This window comes from Terasakiella sediminum (assembly GCF_033100395.1).
In the GTDB taxonomy this organism is placed as follows: Bacteria; Pseudomonadota; Alphaproteobacteria; order Rhodospirillales; family Terasakiellaceae; genus Terasakiella.
Window position 1 is genome coordinate 112,686 of record NZ_JAWLVJ010000002.1, and the last position, 22,003, is coordinate 134,688.

The following is a 22,003-nucleotide window of genomic DNA, read 5'->3' on the forward strand; positions in this document are numbered from 1 at the left end:
TTGTCTACAACTTAGACCATTCCATCAGCACTTTTGCCATAGTGCTGGTCAGTTTATCCAGTTCTTCATCTGTGATGGTGAAGGCGGGTGTCAGATAGATAATGTCACGGAATGGGCGCAGCCAGACGCCTTCTTCGACAAAGCGGTTTTTCAGCCAGGCGGTATCCTTGATATCCCAGACTTGGACTACGCCGATTGCCCCCAGAATACGAATATCCTTCACCCCTTTGATGGACTGCATGGGCGTCAAGGCATTACGCAGTTTTTGATGGATATGTTTGACCTGTTCAAGGCGGGGTTCGGTTTCAAACAATTCAAGGCTCGCGTTTGCAGCTGCGCAGGCTAACGGATTTGCCATATAGGTCGGGCCGTGTTGAAGCGCATCGTCAAAACTGTCACTCAGGAATGCTTCATAAATATGATCTTGCGCCACGGCACAAGCCAGTGGACAAACGCCAGCAGTCAGGGCTTTGGACAGGCAGATGATGTCCGGGACGATTTCGGCCTGATCGATGGCGAACATGGTGCCGGTGCGGCCAAAGCCTGTGAAAATCTCATCAACGATAAACAGCAGGCCGTGTTTCTGTGTAACTTCACACATGTTTTTCAAAACGTCGGGGCTGAACATTTTCATGCCGCCCGCACCCTGGACCAGTGGTTCGGTGATCACGCCTGCGATTTCGTGCTTGTGTTTGGCAAGGAAGTCGTCAAAGGCTTGCAACTGTGTTGGGCTTCTGGGGACGTCGATGACGAACTGGTCAAACAGCACATCGTTAAACACATGGTGCATACCTTCTTCCGGGTCGGCAATGGACATGCAGCCCAGCGTGTCCCCGTGATAGCCATCTTTGAAAGATACGAACTTGGAATGGCCTTTGTGTCCTTTATTGATCCAATACTGGATCGACATCTTCATGGCGACTTCCACCGAAACCGATCCTGAATCCACAAAGAACACCCGGTTCAAATCCCCCGGCAACATATCGGCCAGACGTTTGGCAAGTTTCAAAGCAGGTTCATGGTTCAATCCGCCAAACATCACATGCGGCATCACATCCAGCTGATGTTTCATGGCATCAATCACATGGGGATGGTTATAGCCATGACAAGCCGTCCACCAGGAAGCAATGCCGTCCACCAGTTCTTTGCCGCCATCAAGGGTAATGGTGCAGCCGTTTGTTGAGACGGCAGGCAGGGCGGCAGGCGCCGTTTTCATTTGGCTGTAAGGCAGCCAGACATGGGGGCGGCCATCTGTTAACCAGTCAGGTGATGTCATTATGTTCGTCCTTAAAACAAAAACTCCCCTGCTTTATAGTGTCAGCAAAGGAGTTTGTAAAAACAGAAAAGGAATTTTCTTAGACGTAGTGATCACGATCCAGGGCTTCCGGATATTCCAGCAGCATGGAACGTTGTGCCTGGGCAAAGGCTTCGGATAAAGCGCTGTGTAGTTCATCATTGGTGATGACTTTGCCGACGTCATCCAGATCATCAATCACTTTTTTCAAAAGATTGCCATCGCCTGCGGCTTCCAGATCAATTCGGGCAGCGTTTAAGGCGTAAGCTTCGGCTTCTTCCCCACTTAACCCGATTTTTTCAGCAATCCAGGCCCCGAACAGACGGTCCCGTCGGGCGCGGATTTTAAAATTCTGTTCTTCGTTCAGCTTATATTGGGCTTCAAAGGCTATTTCACGGTCTCTGATCGTACTTGCGATATCGCTCATTTTCATCCCCTGTGGTCAAAGGTTTTGTCATATGCTTACCTGAGATATGTGGATTAGACTGGTCAAGACAAGGTTGGATGGGCTAAAAAAGGGATAAATTAGAAAGTTTTTAAGATGTGTACTGTCGTAATTCTCCGCCGCCCTGAACATGACTGGCCGTTGCTGCTTGCTGCCAACCGTGATGAAATGAAAGACCGCCCCTGGACGGGCCCTGAGCGCCATTGGCCGGACCGCCCCGAAGTTACCGCCGGGATTGATGAACTGGCAGGCGGTACCTGGCTGGGGATGAATGATGACGGTTTGGTGGCCTGTGTGCTGAACCGTTTTGGCACATTGGGCAGTCATCCCGATTATCGCAGTCGAGGTGAATTACCGCTGGAACTGCTGGATCATGCCGAAGCAGAACTGGCGGCAGATGCCTTCGAAAATCTGAACCCGGAAGCTTATCGTCCCTTCAATCTGGTGGTTGCGGATTACCAGACCGCCTGGTGGATCAAAAATGACGGGATGACCATTCAGGTGGAAGAAATCCCTGTCGGCGTTTCCATGTTGTCAGCCCATGATCTGAATGATCCTGCATCTGACCGTATCAAGCTGCACCTGCCCCGCTTTCGATCTGCGCCTGCCCCGGACCCGGATCAGGATGACTGGATGGCCTGGACCGCGTTGATGAGTAGTCGCAAAAGCCAGTCTGATGCGCGTGGGGCCATGCAGATTGAAACCGATACCGGGTTTGAAACAGTTTCTTCCAGCCTAATCGCGATTTCCAAACCTTGGGACAAGCAGCGCAAGAACATCTGGAAATTCTGTGACGGTAAACCCGGTGAATCTGATTTTTATGATGTCGGGTTGGATTGATCCAGGTGCCAATGTGCCCCGGCGAAGACCGGGGCCTTTTGTATGCGGTACTCTTCATTTAAGAGGTCCCGGCCTGCGCTGGGACACGTGTGCTGGTTTCTGATTAAATATCCGCGATTTTCATCACGTGGACTTCAAATGTCTGCCACACATTGCCCTTGGTATAAGGGTCGTCGGCCAGCCATTTATCCAGGCTTTCACGGTCTTCCATATTCACATAAAGGCTGGAACCCACCATCTGGTCATGTTCATCCAGAATGGCCCCGCCCATGATAAATGTACCTTTTTCTTTTTCGATATGCATGCGTTCAAAATGGGCAGGTCGGGCCGCCATGCGGCGGTCCATGGCGTCGATGTCGGTACCGTCTTTACAGATTACGAGGAATTGCATCTTTTTTGTCTTTCTTTCAATGAGGGCTGGCGAAAAGTTTCATATGATTCTAAATAGCATAGATGGATAATTTCTCCCCCACAACACGCGCGGCCCTTTGGATGGTCTTTTTCTGTGCGACGATGGCGTGCCTTTCCGGCATGATCCGTTATCTCTCAGATGATATTCCGGCCCTTGAAATGGTGTTTTTTCGCAACTTCTTCGGCTTTCTGTTCATGCTGCCATTTATCTCAGTGGGCGGACTTGGCATTTTAAAGACCAAGCGAATGAATATGTATGGCCTGCGTGCTTTGTTTGGTACGGCGGCCATGTCCTGCTGGTTTCTGGGCGTGACCATGTTGCCGCTTTCAGAAGCAACTGCGTTGAGCTTTACGGTGCCTTTGTTTACCACTTTGGGGGCCGTTTTGATCCTTGGGGAAGTAGTGCGTATTCATCGCTGGATGGCACTGGTGGTCGGCTTTATCGGGGCCTTGATTATTATCCGCCCGGGATTTGAGGAAATAGAAATCGGTGCATTGGTTGTATTGGCTTCATCCTTCTTCATTGCCTGTGCCGTTCTTTGTGTGAAATCTCTTTCCAGAACAGAACATCCCACGGCCATCGTCTTTTATATGGGGGCCTTTATGACGCCCTTATCCTTGATCGGGGCGGTTCCCGTCTGGGTCTGGCCAGAACCTGAACATTACATCTGGCTGGTCGGCATGGGCGTATTTGCTTCGAGTGGTCAAATTGGACTAGCCCGCGCGATGAAGGCAGCGGATGCGTCCGTGTCCATGCCCTATAGCTTTACCAATATGATTTTTGCCTCCATGATCGGATATTATTTCTTTGCAGAAACACTGGATGTGCTGACCTGGGTCGGGGCGTGTGTGATCTTTGCCTCCACCCTTTATATTACACGGCGTGAAGCGTTATTGGCCAAAAAGGCAAAACAAGAAGCGCAATAATTATGATCCGAGACCGGGGTCAGCAATATCTTCGCTTAAGGCTTCGATCTCCTGTTCCGGTACCGTGGACATTTCCATGAAATAAGCCAGGAACCACAACAGCGCGACACCCAAGAGCCAGAAGGTGATTTGCCACGCCCATATGGAGGGCACCCCAAACAGCCAACCGTCGCGTCCTGCATCCGGTGCGCCAAAGATATCGTTGCCGACAACAACACCCGGACCAACGGCGAAGAAGACCCAAAGGATGGTTGCACCCCAGGCAAGCGGGATCAGCTTGCGCTTGTTGGGGCTAAGGCCTGCATGTTCTTTCAGGAAAGTATGGAAGCTGTTTTTATGTTCTTCTTTTTCTTCTTCTTTGGTTGCCAAAGACAGGGTGACACAGATCAGCAGGTTCAGGGCAATGCCCCAACCACCACTATGAATGGTCAAAGGCCAGCGACCCCAAAGGTCGATCCCGATCATATTAAGCAGGGAAACACCTGCGCTATCGGTGAAGAAAACGGCCAACAAACCAACTGTCATGCCCCAGACAATGCCCTTGGCATTAAACCATTTGATCCAGCAGACCCCCAGCAAAGCGGGCCACATCTGCAATCCAAAGGCAACGGCCATGCCGCCCAATAAGACTAACGCGTCTTTGTTGATCAGCGCGACCACAAGGGCGGCCAGCAGGATGAAAAGAACGCAGATGCGTGCGAAAAATTTCTGGATGCTATGCCCGGCCTGTGGTTGGATTTTATGTTTGTAGATATCGCGTGTGACCATGGCCCCAGCTGTGGACATATAAGCAGCACCTGCTGACTGCATGCCTGCCAAGGCACAAACACCTAAAAAGGCGACAAGCCAGGGCATCTGCTCCTGCACCATGGTCAGGATGTAAGGAACCAATGTGTCCGGGATATCTGAAATCTCTGTTGGCAGGCTCCAGTCTACGGGAACACCACTGCCCGCAAGCGATGGGGTGGCACCCAGCATATGGGGGGCCATGCCGATAATGGTGGAAACGACAAACAGCAGGCCGCCCAGAATCAGGCCGGAAACCCAGACCTGCTGCGGGGCAAAAGGTTTGGGGCTGTTGTTGCCAAAGCTCCACATAGAAAAAGCGGGCGAGGCCTGCACGCCCATCATGGCCATCAGGAAAGTCAGGATCATCATCCCGGTCCAGGGACCGCCTGTATAGGTAGTTTGTTCGACCCCGCTGACCGATTGCATCATGCCGGGGACCGCGAGGTAGGAATTGTAATTTCCGCCGCCTGCGCCTTTGGTCGTGCCCCAAAGGCCGAATTCAGAAGCTCCCATCCGTTCCAGCCCGGTCAACAGCACATCAATGCCGCCAATAGCGTAAATGGCAATGCCTGCGGTCAAAAGGACACCAAGGGCCAGCAGGATACATTGGAAACTATCAGCATAAGCCACGGCGCGCATGCCGCCATAGACCACATATAAAAAGACCGCCAGGGCCAATAATAAAGTCCCAACGGTCGTGCTGATCAATCCATCACTTAAGACATTGAACAGATAGCCTGCCGCACCCAGTTGTACGCCCATAAACGGGACGGTGAAAAGGACGGCAATAATGACGGTCAGGGTGCGGATGCGATCACTTTTATAATAATCGCTCAGCATTTCACCGGGCGTCACATAACCAAAACGTTTACCCAGCATCCATTGGCGTTTCAAAAATATAATGCCTGTCAGCGGGATCAAAATGGTGAAGAAAGAGATGTAGGCGTAAGGAAAACCGTCGCGATAAATCATCGCGGGATGGCCCAGGAACGTCCAGCCGGAAAAGGAAATGGCCGTTGCAGCCAGAACAAAGACCCAGACGGGTAAATTTCTGCCCGCGATAAAATAGTCACTCGCCGTGCGCGCCAATCTGGCCCCACGGATACCCAGGTAGATACAGTACGCCCAATAGGCAGCGACAAACCCAAGCAGCCACAACAGCTTCTCGTTCAAAACCCTTAACTCCCTATCTAAGGGGCTTTCGTTTTAGTCTAAAAGGCCCCCCATACCACCGCGTTGTTTTTATTATGCAGTGTCACACATGCGGATTGTTACTCAATGTCGCGAAGAATGCAACAAAACTTCTACATTTAGGGTAGGGCTTTAGGCTTGTTTTTTCTCGCAGACAGGTTCATATCAGATAAGGCGCGTGTTTCAGGATTTGTGATCTAACCATGCATAAACAAACAAGAATATTTGCCAATCGGGTCGAAGATTTCATGCATACCCCCAAGGTGTGCCTGGAACTTGGCAGCATTTGCGAACAGGTCATTGCTGAAATGGTCGAAAAAAATGCCAGATGCTGCGTGGTGGTGGATGGTTATGGCAAGTTGGCCGGAATTCTGCGCCATGATGATATTTTATCGCGCATCGTCTTTAAGGTTGGCCCGCAGACCCTGATCGATGAAGCTATGGATACAAATGTCCAGACCATCCAGGCGGATGAATACCTTTATCACGCGATTGGCCGGATGCGTCGTCATGATGTGCGTGAACTTGTGGTGGTTAATCAGGCGACCCAGCCTATCGGCATTGTCTATATGCAAAATGCGATTGAAGCGGCCGCGAATGATCTGATGCTGCAGATCGACCGTTTAAGTGCAGAAGGCGATATCGAAAGTCTGCGTGATGTAAAGGCTGCGCAGGTTGAACTGGCTCTGGATATGTTTGAGGATCACCAGCCAGCCCCTGCGATCCAGCAACTCCTCAGTCATGTAAATAACGATATCTACAGCAAGGTCATCCATGACAATATATGTCATATGGAAGCTGAAGGTTGGGGCAATCCACCTGTTGAATTCTGCGCCATTGTTATGGGGTCGGGCGGGCGCGGTGAAAACTATCTTTATCCGGATCAGGATAATGGTTTCATTTTGGAAGATTACCCGGATGAAGACCACAGCAGGGTGGATCAGTATTTTCGAGAGTTAGCAGAACGCATGTGCCGTGATCTTGATGCGGTTGGCTTTCCATACTGTTCTGGCAACGTGATGGCGACCAACCCGGTCTGGCGAAAAACCATTACTCAATGGCGTGATCAAATCCAGCTGTGGGGCAAAAAGCGCAATGTGGTTGCAATCCGCCTGTCGGATATCTTTTTTGATTTCCAGCCTGTCTGGGGGCGCAATGACCTGGCTGATGATCTGCGCCAGGCCGTTCTACAGATGATCAAAGCCAATCATTTCTTCTTGCAGGAAATGTTTGCCTTTCAGCTGGATCACAATGTCGCCCTTGGCATGTTTGGCCGTCTGGCACGTGAAGAAGAGGGTGATCATAAAGGATTGGTTGATCTGAAATATCGTGGCGCGCTGCCTTTAATCGAAGCCATCCGGCTTTTGTCGCTCAAGCAGGGGATTTCAGAAACATCCACAATGACGCGAATTGAAAAATTGCATTACGCCAAGGTGTTAAGTGATACGGAGAAAGATTATCTTGGCAGTGCCTTCAGCTTCATCACGCAGTTGTTGTTAAAAAGACAGGCTGAAGCCTTTAAGGGTGGCAAACCTGTCACCCGCTTTGTTGATCCCAGGACACTGAGCCGACAGGAAAAAGAAAACCTGTTAAATTCATTCCGTCATATCGAAGCCTTTCGAAAACGCCTGAAGGGTGAATTCACCGGGGATGTTTTTTAGAAAGTATTATTCACTGTCGTGAATGACGGCTTTAGTGTTGGCATGGCTGCTGAGCAGTTTTTTATAGCGCCCATCAATGACCATACGCGCGAGAATTTTGTTGATCTCCGCCAGAATGACCGCGCCATTTGAATTGGGCTGGGTGACAAAATTGCCATATATATGGCTAAAACTTTCGCCGTGGTGCAGTTGTTTCTGATCATCCGGGCTTAAAATGGTTTCTGCCCAGTTTTTATGAAGTACCAACGCATCAATCCGCCCGACCTAACAATTTGATCGCGCGTTCTACGTCATGAATTTCGGTGATTTTATAAGCCCCTCGGTTTCCCGAAGGGCTTGTTTGAAACTATTGTTTTTATGCTTCGCGTTCTGCTTTTAACGCGTCTGCCAGCAGGAAGGCCATTTCCAAGGCCTGGTTGGCGTTCAAACGCGGGTCACATTGTGTGTGGTAACGATCACCCAGATCGCCTTCTTTCACTTCATATGTGCCGCCGACACATTCGGTCACATCCAGACCTGTCATTTCAAAGTGAACACCACCGGCATGTGTGCCAGCTGACTTATGGGCGGCAAAGAAGCCTTTGACTTCACCGAGGATACGGTCGAAGTGACGAGTCTTATAACCGCCTTCTGCAGAAACCGTGTTGCCGTGCATCGGGTCACAAGACCAGACAATGTGGCGCCCTTCGGATTTCACACGTTCCAGAAGTGGGCCGAGACCTTCTTCGATCTTGCCATCGCCCATACGGGTGATCAGGGTCAGTTTACCTGCTTCGTTTTCAGGGTTTACTGTATCGATCAGTGTAATCAGCTCATCCGGTGTCATGGTTGGGCCGACTTTACAACCGATCGGGTTGGCAATGCCGCGCATATATTCAATATGAGCTTCGTCCAGAAGGCGTGTGCGTTCCCCAATCCAAACCATGTGTGCAGATGTGTCGTACCATTCTTCTGTGTCACGTGTGCTGTCAACACGGGTCATCGCCTGTTCGTAGTTCAGCAACAAGGCTTCGTGAGACGTGTAGAATTCAGTTTCGCGCAGAGACTGAGTGCTTTCCCCATTGATACCACAGGCGTCCATGAAGTTCAGCGCATCAGAAATGCGGTTGGAAAAATCTTTGTAGCGATCACCTTCAGGCGTGCCGGAGACAAAACCAAGGTTCCACTTGTGAACTTTGTTCAGGTTTGCATAACCACCTTGTGCCAGGGCACGCAGCAGGTTCAGCGTAGAAGCCGACTGGTTGTACATCTGGATCAGACGGTCAGGGTCCGGGATACGGGCTTCTTCTGTGAAATCCATGCCATTGACCGCATCACCACGGTAGCTTGGCAGTGTCACATCACCTTTGGTTTCCACATCGCTGGAACGTGGCTTGGCGAACTGACCCGCCATACGGCCGACCTTGACGATGGGACAGTTTGCACCGAATGTCAGCACAACAGCCATCTGCAGCATCACGCGGAACGTATCGCGGATGTTGTTTGCGTTAAACTGATCAAAAGATTCCGCACAGTCCCCGCCTTGCAACAAAAAGCCTTTGCCCAGGGCAACATTTGCCAGTTCTGCTTTCAGGCGGCGGACTTCACCGGCAAAGACCAGCGGAGGATAAGAGGACAGGGTCTCTTCAACCTGTTTTACCTTCGCTTCGTCCGTATAGGTCGGGACCTGACGGATTGGTTTTGCGCGCCAACTATCGGGGGTCCATGTCTGTGCCATGATGTGAATCCTTAATTACTTATTTGTTCTTTAAAAAAAATCTGAACATTCCGTATAAGGCGGAATCGCACGGATTGCCAGCATAAAAGGCAGGTTTTATATGAAAATCCTGTTAAATCATAAAAACGTCATTCCTGCGCAGGCAGGAATCTGAAAAGGCCCCACACCTGTTCATAATCACGTATCAGGAGGTCATGATGAAAAGAGGATATGTTTATATTCTGAGCAATAAGCCTGATGGTGTTTTGTACGTTGGGGTGACGTCCAATCTTGAACAACGTATCCAGCAACATAAGAACGACAGCTTTCAGGGTTTTTCTTCAAAATACAAATTAAAGCGGCTTGTTTATGTGGAAGAAACACCGGGCATCGCGGACGCAATCCATCGTGAGAAATGCATAAAGCGCTGGAAGAGAGATTGGAAAATTCGTTTGATTGAGGAGATGAATCCTGAATGGAAAGATTTGTCGGTTGAATAAGGAGATTCCTGCCTTCGCAGGAATGACAGCTGAAATTAAAACCGTCATTCCTGCGCAGGCAGGAATCTTCTTACAGGCTTAAGCGTGAGGGAATATCACCCGCTGCAACTGGCTTGGAGAAATAATAGCCCTGCACTTGATCGGCTTCCATCATCTGGACGATATCAAACTGGGCTTCGGTTTCCACCCCTTCGCAGACCACATGCATACCCAGACTGTGCCCCAGATCGATGATGGAGCGCAGCAGCAGGCAGGCATCCAGATCGCCCGGTGTATCATCCAGAAAGCTCTTGTCGATTTTCAGGGTCCGGGCATTGAACTGGCGCAGGTAGGACAGGGAGGAATGGCCTGTTCCAAAGTCATCAATGGACAGGGGGATGTTGAGGTTATCAAACTGATTGAGGATGGTGCGGGCTTCTTCGGACAGCAAGATACCTTCGGTAATTTCCAGTTCTATTTTGTCAGGTGCGAGGGCGTTGTCTTTCAGTAGATGTTGGACCTTGTCAGGAAGATCGAATGTGATGTGTTCGACAGACAAATTGATGGAGACTTGCAGGTCAAGGCCATCTCTTTGCCATTGAGCGGCCTGCGACACAGCTGTACGTAAAATCCAGTTGCCCAACGGATGAATGGTGCCGTTTCTTTCACAGGCCGGGATAAAGCGGTCCGGGCTGAGGATGCCGTATTTCGGATGTTTCCATCTGACCAACGCTTCTACAGACACCACCTGTTCACGGAAAAGATCTACACGGGGCTGGTAGAGGAGAAAAAATTCTCCTCTGTCCAACCCCGCAAGGATCATGTCGGGGTCAAAGTGTAGGGGGGTAACCATTGACTATCCCGCACGGTCTATCAGCGTATAAAGTTCCACCTCTTCACGGTTGAGACGATTGACCAGCAAGTCCAGAATATGGCGGGTCTGGGTTGCGAAATCTTCGGGCGATTTTGCAATGGCGACCGGTCCCGGCCATGTTTTTCGATATTGATCAAAGGTCTCGCCCAGTCCACCCATTTCTGTCTGGAAATCATTGGCGGTTTTACGCACCTTGTTGTCATTGTGGGCAAGGGCCTTGGGATACAGAACCTTGTCTTCAATGGCAAGATGCGTGCTGAACTTTCCAAACAGCTGGCGGATAGAAACCGCGATAACTTCGGGATTATCGGTGATCCTGGTAATATCCATTTCTTTTTCAATAGTTGATAAAATTAGTCGGATATCATGGTGATGTCGTCTGTAGCTTTCTGTTTTAAGCATAATTAACTACCGTATTGTTTTGTGTGATACGGGATTAATAACCAACTAAATTACTAAGGTATTTGACTTTGGTCAATTGGAATTATTTTAAATAAAAGAAGTGTTCTAACGTCGTCATGGCGCACGTGTTGCGCCATAAGGGGTTGAGGTCGCGTACTGTCTTCTACCCCTTAGCCCGCAACGCGTGCGGGCTGACGAAGAAAATAAAGGCAACAAAAAACCCCGACGCATGGGCCGAGGTTTTTGTTCGTTTTTATTGTCCGCAATTACCCACGCTTCTCGCGCATGGTGACGAACTCTTCGGCTGCACTTGGGTGGATGCCGATGGTGGCGTCGAACTGGGCTTTGGTCGCACCGCACTTCATGGCGATACCGATGCCTTGCATGATTTCTGCTGCATCCGGACCCATCATATGGGCACCGACGACTTTATCGGTTTTCGGGTCCACAATCAGCTTCATAAAGGTGCGTTCATCGCGACCGGACAGGGTATGTTTCATCGCCTTGAAGCCGGAGGTATAAACATCAACTTCACCAAATCGTTCCGTTGCCTGTTCTTCCGTCAGGCCAACCACACCAAGGGGCGGTTGAGAGAAAACGGCGGACGGGATGTTTTCATAATCCACACCGGATGTTTCATCCCCGAACAGATAGTTGACCAAGGCCATGCCTTCGGCCAAAGCAACCGGGGTCAGCGCCATACGATCAATGACGTCGCCGATGGCAAAGATGCTGTCAACAGAAGTACGGAAGTTTTCATCCACGATTACCGCACCATTTTTCGCCATGTCTACATTTGCAGCTTCCAGACCCAGGCCTTTGGTTTTTGGGGCACGGCCTGTGGCATACATGATGGCATCTGTTTCCAGCTTGTCGCCATTACCTAACGTGAGTTCCAGATGGTCGCCTGTTTTCTCAATAGATTCAACGGTGGTGTGGGACATGATATTGATGCCGCGTTTACCCATCTCACCTTCCAGCTGGGTGCGCAGGTCCTGATCAAAGCCACGCAGCAGATGATCGGCACGGATGATTTCAGTGACTTCAACGCCCATACCTGCAAAGATGCCTGCAAATTCCACGGCGATATATCCGCCACCCACAATCACAATGCGTTTGGGTAATTCAGGCAAATCCAGGGCTTCGTTTGATGTGATGGCATGTTCGATCCCCGGGATTTGCGGCATGGTTGGCCAGCCGCCCACAGCGATCAGAATGTGTTTTGCTGTATAATGCTTGCCGTTGACCTCGACCGTATGGGCATCCACAACCGTACCACGGCCATTGATTGTTTCAACGTCATTGCTGGACAGGATGTTGTTGTATATGCCGTTCAGGCGATCCAGTTCCGCATTCTTGGTATTGATCAGTTGGCCCCAGTTGATTTCGCGATCACCAACGGACCAGCCAAAACCCTGGGCATCATCAAAATGCGCGCCATATTCAGAGGCATATACCAACAGTTTTTTGGGGACGCAGCCACGAAGCACACAGGTACCGCCGACGCGGTCTTCTTCGATCACACCGACGCGGGCGCCACGTTGTGAGGCCATGCGAGAGGCGCGTACACCACCGGAGCCACCGCCAATGGTGAGAAGGTCATAATCATATTCGGACATTTAGGGCCTCGTTCTTTTAAAATAAATCAGTTGGAACCAAGATAGGTCTATCTGGATTTGCGTCAAGCCATATGACGTCACAGTTTTGTGAGGTGAGAGGTTGGAGCTTATCTTAGCTGTGGGTTGCTTTAAGCTTTTTCAAGATAGGCTCTTTATGTGCATCCAGCATATCCCAGCCACCGATGACGTGACCATCGATGATGATCTGCGGGACGGTACGGGCATTGGGGATACGTTCAATCATTTTATTGAAACGATCAACGGTGCTGACATCATGTTCTTCAAAGGCAATGTCATGCTGGTTAAACAAGCTTTTGGCTTTCTGACAGAACATGCAGCTGTCTTTGCTGTAAATTTCGACGGCCATTTAAATATTCTCCTTATTGGGCGAAAGACGGGGAGCTGATGGATTGAGGGGAGAGGGCAGCCCCCCATCTTTCTAAAACGGTTGCTTAACGGTTTTTCAGATAGTTCAGCATTGTGTCTGCATCTGAAACTTCAAATGGATCTTCTGGTGCGTTGTCCTGGTAACCAGCTTCTGAGAACAGCTGCTTGATCTCGCCATCTTCAACATACATGGAATAGCGCCAGCTGCGCATGCCGAAACCGAGGTTGGATTTGTCAACCAACATGCCCATTTTGCGGGTGAATTCGCCGTTGCCGTCTGGCAGCAGGAAGACGTTTTCTGCATTCTGGGATTTGCCCCACTGGAACATGACGAAGGCATCATTCACGGAAAGGCAGACAACCGCATCAACGCCCTGGTCCTTGAATTCGCTGTAAAGTTCTTCAAAACGTGGCAGGTGAGAGGTTGAACATGTTGGTGTGAAGGCACCGGGCAGAGAGAAGAGAACAACGTTTTTGCCTTTGAAAACATCGTCAGTGGACAGGTCTTTCCACTCAAACGGGTTCGGGCCTTCAAGGGCATCGTTGCGAACGCGGGTTTTGAATACTGTGGAAGGAACATGTGAAGTCATGGAACTAATCTCCGATAAGGTTATGTGTAAGTAGCTGTGTTTGTTTGCTGAGACTGAAGATAGGGGGATTTGAATAATTAGTAAAATGAGTTGTTTTTATTAAATTAATAAATTTTTCCTATTTATTAAAAAGGACTATTTCCCTCTAGTGTTGCGAACCATAAAAACTGGAGAACCATAAAGATGATGAACTGGCACGATCTCTTATCCACCAAACGTATTGGGGACAAGGAAGGCAAGGCACCGGGACGCGAAGAAAGCCCGTTTCTGCTTGATCTGGACCGGATTACCTTTTCATCATTTTTCCGCCGTCTACAGGATAAGACCCAGGTGCATCCTTTGTCTGAAGGCGGGCGTGTACGATCCCGCCTGACCCATAGTATTGAAGTGGCCTCGGTTGGGCGTTCCCTTGGTTTTGGCGTGGGGCGTAAGCTGATTGAGGCTGAATGCGGCATCCCGGATCACATTACGGCCCATGATTTTGGCTATATTGTGCAGGTGGCCTGTTTATCTCATGATATCGGCAATCCGCCCTTTGGTCATGCCGGCGAAGCGGCCATTCAGCAATGGTTTATCGATAATCCTGATGTATTCGATGACACCATGTCTGAGGCTGAAAAATTGGATTTCACCAAGTTTGAAGGTAATGCCCAAGGATTTCGTATCTTAAACAAATTAGATTATTTCCGTGGCAATGGCGGGTTTCAGATGTCCCATGCAACGCTTGGGGCTTTTACCAAATATCCCGGTGATGCGACGGAAAATTCCGTAAAAGCGATTGAAGGCAAGAAGGCTGGCTTCTGCCAATCGGAAAAAGATTTATTTGCTGAAGTCGCCAATAATCTGGGCCTGATCAAGCGGGGATCAGATACCTTGTGGTGTCGCCACCCGCTGGCCTATCTGATGGAAGCAGCTGATGATATCTGTTATCGGGTGGCCGACCTGGAAGACGGTGTGACCATGGATTGTGTGTCTTTTAAGGATGTGGAATATCACCTTGCCCCACTTGCCTGGTCCCATAAACATGGCGAGACGATTGATCTGCGCCGTAGCGATCTGTTGGCGCAAGGCTGGTATCAGAAGATGTCTGAACATGAAAAACTGGGATTCTTGCGCTCCAAAGCCATCGGAAATTTAACCAAGGCAACGGTCGAAGCCTTTATTTCAAATGAAGAAGCCTTGCTTGCAGGTCGTTTTAATGACGAACTTCTAGCCGTTACCCCTTTTGCAAACGAGGCAGATGCCTGTAAGAAATTTGCAGGTGAATCGATTTTCAGTACGCGCCGAAAGCTGGAAATTGAAACTTCAAGTTTTGAGGTTCTGAATGTGCTTTTATCTTCTTTCACCCGTGCGGTTCTGGAACTGGAAGTCTGTGGTGGGGAGCTGAAACAGGTGTCTGAAAGAAGCAAGAGACTCCTGAAAATGATGGAAAACTCTAATGGTCTGTGCACATGCCGTTATGAATATCTGTTGAAGGTAACAGATTTCATTTCTGGACTCAGTGACCGTTCCGCTGTTAGTTTATGTAATGTGATTCGTGGGGTTTCTATATAGAGTCTATAACTTATGCGTTTGCTTGTTATCATGCTGGTCTTTTTGCTGTCCGCACAAGACGGACGGGCAGAGCAATATAACGTGGCTGTTGCGCATATCCCGCCCTTTGCCATGAAACGCGACACGGGTCCGGAAGGCATTTTGGTGGATATCACCAGCGAAGCTTTTGGGCGGCTGGGTCACAGTGTAAACTTTCAATTCCTGCCTTGGCCACGCGCCATCAATTATATGAACATTGGCAAGGTGGATGCAATCGTCCCGTTTTTCAAAAATCCCGAACGCGTGAAATTTGCAGAATTCCCGACTAAAGGCTTATTGCAGATGGATATACATTTTTTCAAACGCAAAGGCTCTGCCATTCAGGTGTCTTCGGTTGAAGATGCGAAAGACTATCGTATTGCCCGGGTTTCACGGGTTAATTTGGGGGGGACCTTTGCAGCATATGAAGAACGCCAAGATCTGAAAATTGATCAGGTCAATAACACCGGTTCCGGCATCAAAGTGCTGGTCAATAGCCGGGTCGAACTTCTGGCCAGCGTCAAACGCATAGCCGAATATGCCGCTGCCCAATTGGGGATGAGTCATCAAATCGAAGTGGCGGGAAAAGCTTTTGATCAGCATGTGGCCTATTTGGCCTTTGCAAAATCATCCAAAAGCGTGACAATTGCACCAGATATTTGGGCGGAAATAGAAAAAATGCGTATCAATGGGCGAATTGACGCTTTGACCGAGCGTTACCTTAGTTACATCAACTGATAACTATAGTCTAAAACACAAAACACCCCGCCTTTCACGCAGGGTGTTTTATGGGGTATGAAAAAGTTTTCTCATTAATGGGTGGTCTTTTCGGGGGAAACTCCGAGTTCGCTCAGTTTAACCATGACGTTTTTATAAATGGCAGAAACTTTCTGCATGTCGTCTAGGCCGATTTCGACTTCAATGGCGCTCATCAAGATCGCTTTGAAATCAATCATCTGTTTTGCGCCGCTTTGATGCAGGTGACTAAGCAAGTTATGGAGGCAAACGCCGTGCATCGTTTCATCTTTGTGAAACGGATTAACGATGAACTTACCGGCAATTTCTAAATACTGCTGCGACTGATACATGGACTTATCCACTTATTTAACAAATCAATGGTGCTGATTGGTACGATCATACATTCGTATTAGTGGCGAAACATCACTCAAACAGGTGAGAAGCATTTTAAAAGTCAAAAAATTAGGTATCAGTCGAAGACAGCACTTCTTTTTTTGGGGCTGGGTCTTCTTTTGGCAGGGGAATGACATCTTCAAAAAAGCGTTTCATGAATCCTTCCAGTTCTTCCACTTTTTCGCGGATAAAAGGTTCCCCGGTTTTAAGGCCAATCTCGCCCGCACATTGGGCTTCCGATGCTGCGCATTTTGCCACGCAGGCCGCCTGTGATCCTTTAGAACCCGTTTCAAAACAGGTGCTGGTACAGCGGTGATGATCGTTTACGCAGGTTTCAAGGGCTGTTTCTGCATATGCAGGGTTTGCAAACAGGATTAATCCAGCAATGAGAAGTCCGCATGTCGTATGAACAATCATTTTTTGTCTCTCGCAGTCATGTCAGGGGCTATCTTAACAAGATTGTCTTTTTCTAGGCTAGTATCAACCCCGATAAGCTTATTCCACGGTCACAGACTTCGCAAGGTTCCTCGGTTGATCTACATCGGTCCCCTTATGAACAGCCACATGATAAGCCAGAAGCTGAACCGGGATGGAATAGAGGATGGGGGCGACGAAGGGATCCACGGCGGGCATGGTGACGCTGGCAAGGGCGTGATCATTCATTTTTTCCACACCTGTTTCATCGGCCATAAAGATGACGCGTCCGCCTCGGGCCACTGTTTCCTGGGTGTTGGACGCAGTCTTTTCAAAGTTACTGTCGGTCGGGGCAATGACGATGATGGGCACGGCTTCGTCGATCAGGGCGATGGGGCCGTGTTTCATCTCACCTGCGGCATAGCCTTCAGCGTGGATGTAGGAAATTTCCTTGAGCTTTAAGGCCCCTTCCATCGCAATCGGGAAACTAGAGCCACGACCCAGGTAAAGCACATCGCGGGCCTCGGCAACATTTTGGGCGATGGTGCGCAGGTTTTCGTCATGATTAAGCACATCGGCACAGCGTGCAGGCACTTCGGCAATGGCGTTACACAGACGGGCTTCACAGGCCTGATCAATCGTGCCTTTGGCTTTGGCCAAGGCAATGGTGAAACAGGCCAGAACGGTCAGTTGTGTGGTAAAGGCTTTGGTGGAAGCCACCCCGATTTCGGGTCCGGCACGTGTCTGCAATACTGCATCGCTTTCGCGCTCCATGGAGCTTTCCGGTACGTTGACGATGGACAGAATGGACTGGTTCTGGCTTTTGGCATAACGAAGCGCCGCCAGTGTATCTGCTGTTTCCCCACTTTGAGAAATGAAGAGGGCAAGACCACCTTCGGGCATGGGGGCTTCGCGGTAGCGGAATTCTGAGGCCACATCGATTTCAACGCCGACGCGGGCATATTGTTCAATCCAGTATTTGGCAACAAGGCCTGCATAGAAAGAGGTCCCGCAGGCCACAATGGTCAGGCGCGGGATTGAGGCCAGATCAAACGGGAAGTCTGGCATGGAAATGGTTTGTGTTGTCGGGTTGAAGAAACCCGATAACGTGTCACCAATAACCTGCGGCTGCTCGTAAATCTCTTTCAGCATATAATGGCGATGTTCACCCTTGCCGATCAACGCGCCGGACATGGCGGTTTCAGAGATCGTACGCTGAACTTCATTATCATTCTGATCATAAAAAGTCGCGCTGTTGCGATCCAGCACGGCCCAGTCGCCTTCATCCAGATATGCGATCTGTTTGGTCAGCGGGGCAAGCGCCATGGCGTCGGAACCGAGATACATTTCCCCATCACCAAAACCAACGGCCAAGGGACTGCCGCGACGCGCACCAATCAGTAGGTCTTCTTCCCCGCTGAAAATGATGCCCAAGGCAAACGCACCATCCAGACGCTTAAGTGTTGCTTTGACGGCGTCAATGGGCGAAAGCCCATCATCCAGATAGCTTGTGATCAGGATCGGAATAACTTCGGTATCGGTCTGAGAGTAAGGTTTATAGCCTTTTTCCATCAGCTCGTTGCGCAGTTCCTGAAAATTTTCGATGATTCCGTTATGCACAACGGCAACTTTTTCAGTAGCGTGCGGGTGGGCATTGGTTTCGTTGGGAATGCCATGGGTGGCCCAACGGGTGTGGCCGATGCCGATGGTTCCTTCAGCGGCTTTTTCTTCCAGTACCTTGTCCAGATTAACGATCTTGCCTTCTGCGCGGCGACGTTCGATCTGCCCATCTGCTAGGGTTGCGATCCCGGCTGAGTCATAGCCGCGGTATTCAAGGCGCTTCAGCCCTTCCACCAGCAGGGGGGCCGCATCTGTTTTCCCGATAAATCCAACAATTCCACACATGATTTTATCTCTTATTTCTTTGCTTTTTCAGCGGCCTGAGTGCTACGGAATTTTTCCGCCCATCCGGCATAGCTCTTTTGTGGTGCACGTGTCAGGCCCAAGTCCCCGTCCGCCACGTCTTTTGAAATGGTGCTGCCCGCCCCTATGTTTGCGCCATCACCGATTTTAACAGGCGCAACAAGGGCGGTGTTTGATCCGATAAAGGCACCTGCGCCAATATCAGTATGATACTTGAAGAAGCCGTCATAGTTACAAGTGATGGTACCTGCGCCAATGTTGGCTTCAGGACCGACACGGGCATCGCCAATATAGGTCAGGTGATTGACCTTGGCACCTTCTTCGATCAGGGCTTTTTTAATCTCAACAAAGTTTCCGACTTTGACTTTGTCTTTCAGTTCCGCCCCCGGGCGCAGACGGGCATAGGGGCCTATGACGACCTTGTTGCCAACTGATGTGTCTTCCAGATGGGAGAAGGCCTTGATATGGACGTTATCGCCGACCGTGACACCGGGGCCGAAAAAGACGTTGGGTTCAACCACAACATCCTGACCTAATACTGTGTCATAACTAAAATGCGTGCTGGTTGGGTCCATGAGCGTTGCGCCATTGACCATGGCCTTGTGACGAAGTTGATCCTGAACCAGCCCTTCGGCTTTTGCCAGTTCGACGCGGGAATTCACGCCCAGCAGTTCGTTTTCATCACCTTCGACCACTACACAAGCAAGGTTTTCGGCGCGCGCCAAAGCAACGATGTCTGTCAGGTAATATTCCCCTGCTGCATTGTCGTTTGTAATTTTTTCCAACAGACCAAAGAGCTTTTCCCCATTGAGGCACATGACACCGGAATTACACAGGTTGATGGCGCGCTCGACATCTGACGCATCCTTATATTCAACGATGGCCTGCAGCTGACCTTCTTCAACGACCAGACGGCCATAGGCGGCCGGATCATCAGGGCGGAAACCCAAAACAACCACATCGGCTGTTTCATTTGCTTTCAGCATGCGCGAAAATGTATCTGGCGAAATCATCGGCGTGTCGCCAAAAGCGATTAGAACCGATCCTTTAAACCTGTCCATCACTTTTTTGGCAGCCAGAACGGCATGGCCTGTGCCCAAACGATCCACCTGCAGGGCGGTTTTATGAGGTTCGACCGTTTTTTCCAACGCGGGCATGTCTGGGCCGATGACACAGGTGATTTCACTGACACCAGCTTCCTGCAGATTGGCAATCACATGGTTGACCATGGGGCGCCCGGCCAGAGGGTGCATCACCTTTGGCATGGAGGATTTCATGCGGGTGCCAAGGCCTGCGGCAAGAATAATGGCTGCTGAATTAGACATTGTCATAAGCTGTTCGTTGGAATAGTTAATACGGACGTTATGCGTTGGCAGTCTTTTTAAGCTGAAAAGGGGCAAAGCGCAAATTCAAAGATTGTTACGGAATGCTACAAATGGCTTTAACGACCCTGATTTTCGATCTGGATGGCACTTTAATCGACAGCGCACCGGATTTGCGCACCGCCTGCAACAAGGTTCTGGCAACCAAGGGACGCCGGGAAATCACTTTGCAGGAAACCACGCAATTTGTGGGCAACGGGGCGGCAAAGCTGGTGGAACGTGCATTTCGCACAACGGGCGATGCTGTTTCAGAAGATGAAATACCTGCTTTGACAGAAGCTTTTCTGGCTTTTTATGATGGGCATGAGGCGGATGAGACAACGATCTATGAAGGCGTTGAACAAACTCTGCAAAAACTGAAGGATCAGGGGTATCGCATGGGCCTGTGCACCAATAAACCTTACATCCCGACGATCAATCTGATGAAAGATTTGGGTCTGGGTGACTTTTTTGAGGTGATGATTGGTGGTGATCAGGTGGCGACAAAAAAACCACACCCTGAAATGATCCATAAAGCCTTGGCGGATATGGGTGTTGACGTGGCCGATGCCATCATGATTGGGGACAGCCCTAATGATATAGGGGCAGCCAAGAACGCAGGGCTTAGAAATGTCGCTGTCTCTTACGGCTATCGCAAAGTTCCGGTGGAAGCTTTGGAAGCCGATGTGGTGATTGATCAAATGTCGGATTTACCTCGCGCCATAAACAGCCTAACCTGAGTTTATGACAGAGAAGCAAAAATCCATTGGCCTGCTGGTCATCTGCGAAGTTTTTACGCTGGCGCTTTGGTTTTCGGCAAGCGCGACCATTCCTGATCTCAAACGGGAATTTGGGATCAGTGATCTGCAGGCTTCCCTTTTCAGCAGTATGGTCTCTGTCGGTTTTGTCTGTGGGACACTGACCAGTGCGATTTTCGGACTGGCTGACCGACTGCCGCCCCAACGTTTTTTCATGATGGCGGCACTCATCGGGGCAGTGTCGAACGCGATGATTTTGCTGATCGATCCGGCATCACCTATGGTGCTGGTCGCGCGCTTTTTTACCGGGGCCATTATGGCCGGAGTCTATCCGGTGGGGATGAAGATGGCAGCCAGCTGGGCGGAAAAAGATATGGGTCTGCTGGTCGGAACCTTGGTTGGGGCGTTAACGTTAGGCTCCGCCATGCCGCATTTCTTCAATGCATTGGGCGGACTTGACTGGCGCACCACCATTGGGGCAGCAAGCCTGTCGGCTGTAGTTGGGGGCTTGTTGATTAATCTGGTCAAAACGGGTCCGGATTTGGGGAAATCACCCAAGTTTCAACCGGGGTTTATCTTTCATGCCTGGAAAGACAAGCCCTTGCGCTTCGCCAACTTCGGCTATTTCGGCCATATGTGGGAACTCTATGCCAAATGGGCATGGATTGGCGTATTTTTGCTGGCCTCTTTCGAACTTTCCGAGTTGGAAAAGGCGACATCTTTAGCCAGTGCGGCAACCTTCGCCATTATCGGCAGTGGGGCTGTTGGGTGTTTTGCAGGGGGCTGGCTCGCAGACCGGATCGGGCGCACCTGGCTGACCATGGGGGCGATGACCATCAGCGGGACCTGTGCGTTGGTGGTCGGGATGTTCTTTGGCGGCAATCCTGTGTTGTTGATGATTATCTGCATCATTTGGGGGATCAGTATTGTGGCAGATTCCGCACAGTTTTCTTCCTGCATTATGGAACTCAGCCATCGTGATCATATCGGCACCATGGTGACTATGCAGACTTGTATCGGGTTTTTGCTAACCTTGACCACCATCCATCTGGTGCCCGTTTGGGTCGATCAGATCGGCTGGGAATGGGCTTTTGCCCCGCTTGCCATCGGGCCGTTTTTCGGTGTCTGGGCCATGGGGAGACTGCGTGGGATGCCCGAAGCGGTGAAGATTGCGCATGGAAAGCGATGAATAACTACAATGTCATTCCCGCGAAAGCGGGAACCCAGCAGTGTGGAAGC

Annotated in this window: 23 protein-coding genes; 8 read left to right on the plus strand and 15 right to left on the minus strand. The window is 50.1% G+C overall.

The annotated features are described in order from the left end of the window. Nucleotides 1-4: 4 nt before the first annotated feature. Nucleotides 5-1,276 (minus strand): adenosylmethionine--8-amino-7-oxononanoate transaminase, encoded by a 1,272-nt coding sequence (locus RYZ26_RS01820; RefSeq protein ID WP_317681425.1) that lies wholly within the window; start codon nt 1,274-1,276, stop codon nt 5-7. 79 nt (nt 1,277-1,355) lie between these two features. Beyond that, complete coding sequence (locus RYZ26_RS01825) at nt 1,356-1,721, minus strand: DUF1476 domain-containing protein (protein WP_317681426.1); 366 nt, start codon at nt 1,719-1,721, stop codon at nt 1,356-1,358. A gap of 114 nt (nt 1,722-1,835) precedes the next feature. Between RYZ26_RS01825 and RYZ26_RS01830 the strand changes: the two genes are divergently transcribed. Next, the gene (locus RYZ26_RS01830) at nt 1,836-2,579 is read left to right on the plus strand and encodes an NRDE family protein (protein ID WP_317681427.1); all 744 of its coding nucleotides are present in this window, start codon (nt 1,836-1,838) and stop codon (nt 2,577-2,579) included. Between the two features lie 103 nt (nt 2,580-2,682). Here RYZ26_RS01830 and RYZ26_RS01835 read toward each other — a convergent pair whose 3' ends face one another. Next, nucleotides 2,683-2,970 (minus strand): YciI family protein, encoded by a 288-nt coding sequence (locus RYZ26_RS01835; protein ID WP_317681428.1) that lies wholly within the window; start codon nt 2,968-2,970, stop codon nt 2,683-2,685. A gap of 62 nt (nt 2,971-3,032) precedes the next feature. Here RYZ26_RS01835 and RYZ26_RS01840 point away from each other — a divergent pair, with 62 nt between their 5' ends. Beyond that, entirely contained in the window at nt 3,033-3,917 is an 885-nt protein-coding gene (locus RYZ26_RS01840; RefSeq protein WP_317681429.1) for a DMT family transporter, read from the plus strand. Here RYZ26_RS01840 and RYZ26_RS01845 read toward each other — a convergent pair whose 3' ends face one another. Then, nucleotides 3,918-5,879 carry a sodium:solute symporter family protein gene (locus RYZ26_RS01845; RefSeq protein ID WP_317681430.1) on the minus strand — a complete coding sequence of 654 codons (1,962 nt, stop codon included), beginning with the start codon at nt 5,877-5,879 and terminating at the stop codon, nt 3,918-3,920. A gap of 221 nt (nt 5,880-6,100) precedes the next feature. Here RYZ26_RS01845 and RYZ26_RS01850 point away from each other — a divergent pair, with 221 nt between their 5' ends. Beyond that, on the plus strand, nt 6,101-7,558 hold the full coding sequence (locus tag RYZ26_RS01850) for a DUF294 nucleotidyltransferase-like domain-containing protein (RefSeq protein WP_317681431.1): 1,458 nt from the start codon (nt 6,101-6,103) through the stop codon (nt 7,556-7,558). A gap of 6 nt (nt 7,559-7,564) precedes the next feature. On the opposite strand, the gene RYZ26_RS01855 is transcribed toward RYZ26_RS01850, so the two are convergent. Both RYZ26_RS01855 and RYZ26_RS01860 read right to left on the minus strand, forming a co-directional pair. Next, entirely contained in the window at nt 7,565-7,804 is a 240-nt protein-coding gene (locus tag RYZ26_RS01855; RefSeq protein ID WP_317681432.1) for a hypothetical protein, read from the minus strand. Between the two features lie 109 nt (nt 7,805-7,913). Beyond that, nucleotides 7,914-9,275, minus strand: coding sequence for a class II 3-deoxy-7-phosphoheptulonate synthase (locus RYZ26_RS01860; protein ID WP_317681433.1), 1,362 nt, complete (start codon nt 9,273-9,275; stop codon nt 7,914-7,916). Between the two features lie 194 nt (nt 9,276-9,469). Between RYZ26_RS01860 and RYZ26_RS01865 the strand changes: the two genes are divergently transcribed. Continuing rightward, nucleotides 9,470-9,754 carry a GIY-YIG nuclease family protein gene (locus RYZ26_RS01865; RefSeq protein WP_317681434.1) on the plus strand — a complete coding sequence of 95 codons (285 nt, stop codon included), beginning with the start codon at nt 9,470-9,472 and terminating at the stop codon, nt 9,752-9,754. Between the two features lie 70 nt (nt 9,755-9,824). Here the strand turns inward: RYZ26_RS01865 and RYZ26_RS01870 are convergent, their stop codons facing one another. The 5 genes from RYZ26_RS01870 to RYZ26_RS01890 form a co-directional block, all read right to left on the minus strand. Further along, entirely contained in the window at nt 9,825-10,586 is a 762-nt protein-coding gene (locus tag RYZ26_RS01870; protein ID WP_317681435.1) for a putative bifunctional diguanylate cyclase/phosphodiesterase, read from the minus strand. A 3-nt stretch (nt 10,587-10,589) separates the two neighbouring features. Beyond that, nucleotides 10,590-11,009, minus strand: a complete 420-nt coding sequence (locus tag RYZ26_RS01875; RefSeq protein ID WP_317681436.1) for a hemerythrin domain-containing protein — start codon at nt 11,007-11,009, stop codon at nt 10,590-10,592. Nucleotides 11,010-11,275: 266 nt separating this feature from the next. After that, nucleotides 11,276-12,628 (minus strand): glutathione-disulfide reductase, encoded by a 1,353-nt coding sequence (gor, locus tag RYZ26_RS01880; RefSeq protein ID WP_317681437.1) that lies wholly within the window; start codon nt 12,626-12,628, stop codon nt 11,276-11,278. Nucleotides 12,629-12,740: 112 nt separating this feature from the next. After that, nucleotides 12,741-12,995, minus strand: coding sequence for a glutaredoxin family protein (locus RYZ26_RS01885; RefSeq protein WP_317681438.1), 255 nt, complete (start codon nt 12,993-12,995; stop codon nt 12,741-12,743). An 85-nt stretch (nt 12,996-13,080) separates the two neighbouring features. Then, nucleotides 13,081-13,605: a peroxiredoxin gene (locus RYZ26_RS01890; RefSeq protein ID WP_317681439.1), complete on the minus strand. Its 525-nt coding sequence runs from the start codon at nt 13,603-13,605 to the stop codon at nt 13,081-13,083. A 183-nt stretch (nt 13,606-13,788) separates the two neighbouring features. Between RYZ26_RS01890 and dgt the strand changes: the two genes are divergently transcribed. Together dgt and RYZ26_RS01900 are read left to right on the plus strand one after the other, a co-directional pair. After that, nucleotides 13,789-15,159: a dGTP triphosphohydrolase gene (gene dgt / locus RYZ26_RS01895; RefSeq protein ID WP_317681440.1), complete on the plus strand. Its 1,371-nt coding sequence runs from the start codon at nt 13,789-13,791 to the stop codon at nt 15,157-15,159. A 12-nt stretch (nt 15,160-15,171) separates the two neighbouring features. Continuing rightward, nucleotides 15,172-15,915: a substrate-binding periplasmic protein gene (locus RYZ26_RS01900; RefSeq protein WP_317681441.1), complete on the plus strand. Its 744-nt coding sequence runs from the start codon at nt 15,172-15,174 to the stop codon at nt 15,913-15,915. 74 nt (nt 15,916-15,989) lie between these two features. Here RYZ26_RS01900 and RYZ26_RS01905 read toward each other — a convergent pair whose 3' ends face one another. The 4 genes from RYZ26_RS01905 to glmU form a co-directional block, all read right to left on the minus strand. Continuing rightward, on the minus strand, nt 15,990-16,265 hold the full coding sequence (locus RYZ26_RS01905) for a hypothetical protein (protein ID WP_317681442.1): 276 nt from the start codon (nt 16,263-16,265) through the stop codon (nt 15,990-15,992). A 112-nt stretch (nt 16,266-16,377) separates the two neighbouring features. Continuing rightward, a complete protein-coding gene (locus tag RYZ26_RS01910; RefSeq protein WP_317681444.1) occupies nt 16,378-16,725 on the minus strand; it encodes a hypothetical protein in 348 nt (115 codons plus the stop codon). A 78-nt stretch (nt 16,726-16,803) separates the two neighbouring features. Then, complete coding sequence (glmS, locus tag RYZ26_RS01915; protein WP_317681445.1) at nt 16,804-18,627, minus strand: glutamine--fructose-6-phosphate transaminase (isomerizing); 1,824 nt, start codon at nt 18,625-18,627, stop codon at nt 16,804-16,806. A gap of 11 nt (nt 18,628-18,638) precedes the next feature. After that, nucleotides 18,639-19,976 (minus strand): bifunctional UDP-N-acetylglucosamine diphosphorylase/glucosamine-1-phosphate N-acetyltransferase GlmU, encoded by a 1,338-nt coding sequence (gene glmU, locus RYZ26_RS01920; RefSeq protein WP_317681446.1) that lies wholly within the window; start codon nt 19,974-19,976, stop codon nt 18,639-18,641. Nucleotides 19,977-20,080: 104 nt separating this feature from the next. Between glmU and gph the strand changes: the two genes are divergently transcribed. Both gph and RYZ26_RS01930 read left to right on the plus strand, forming a co-directional pair. Further along, nucleotides 20,081-20,746, plus strand: coding sequence for a phosphoglycolate phosphatase (gph, locus tag RYZ26_RS01925; RefSeq protein ID WP_317681447.1), 666 nt, complete (start codon nt 20,081-20,083; stop codon nt 20,744-20,746). Nucleotides 20,747-20,750: 4 nt separating this feature from the next. After that, entirely contained in the window at nt 20,751-21,953 is a 1,203-nt protein-coding gene (locus tag RYZ26_RS01930; RefSeq protein WP_317681449.1) for an MFS transporter, read from the plus strand. The last annotated feature ends 50 nt before the right edge of the window (nt 21,954-22,003 follow it).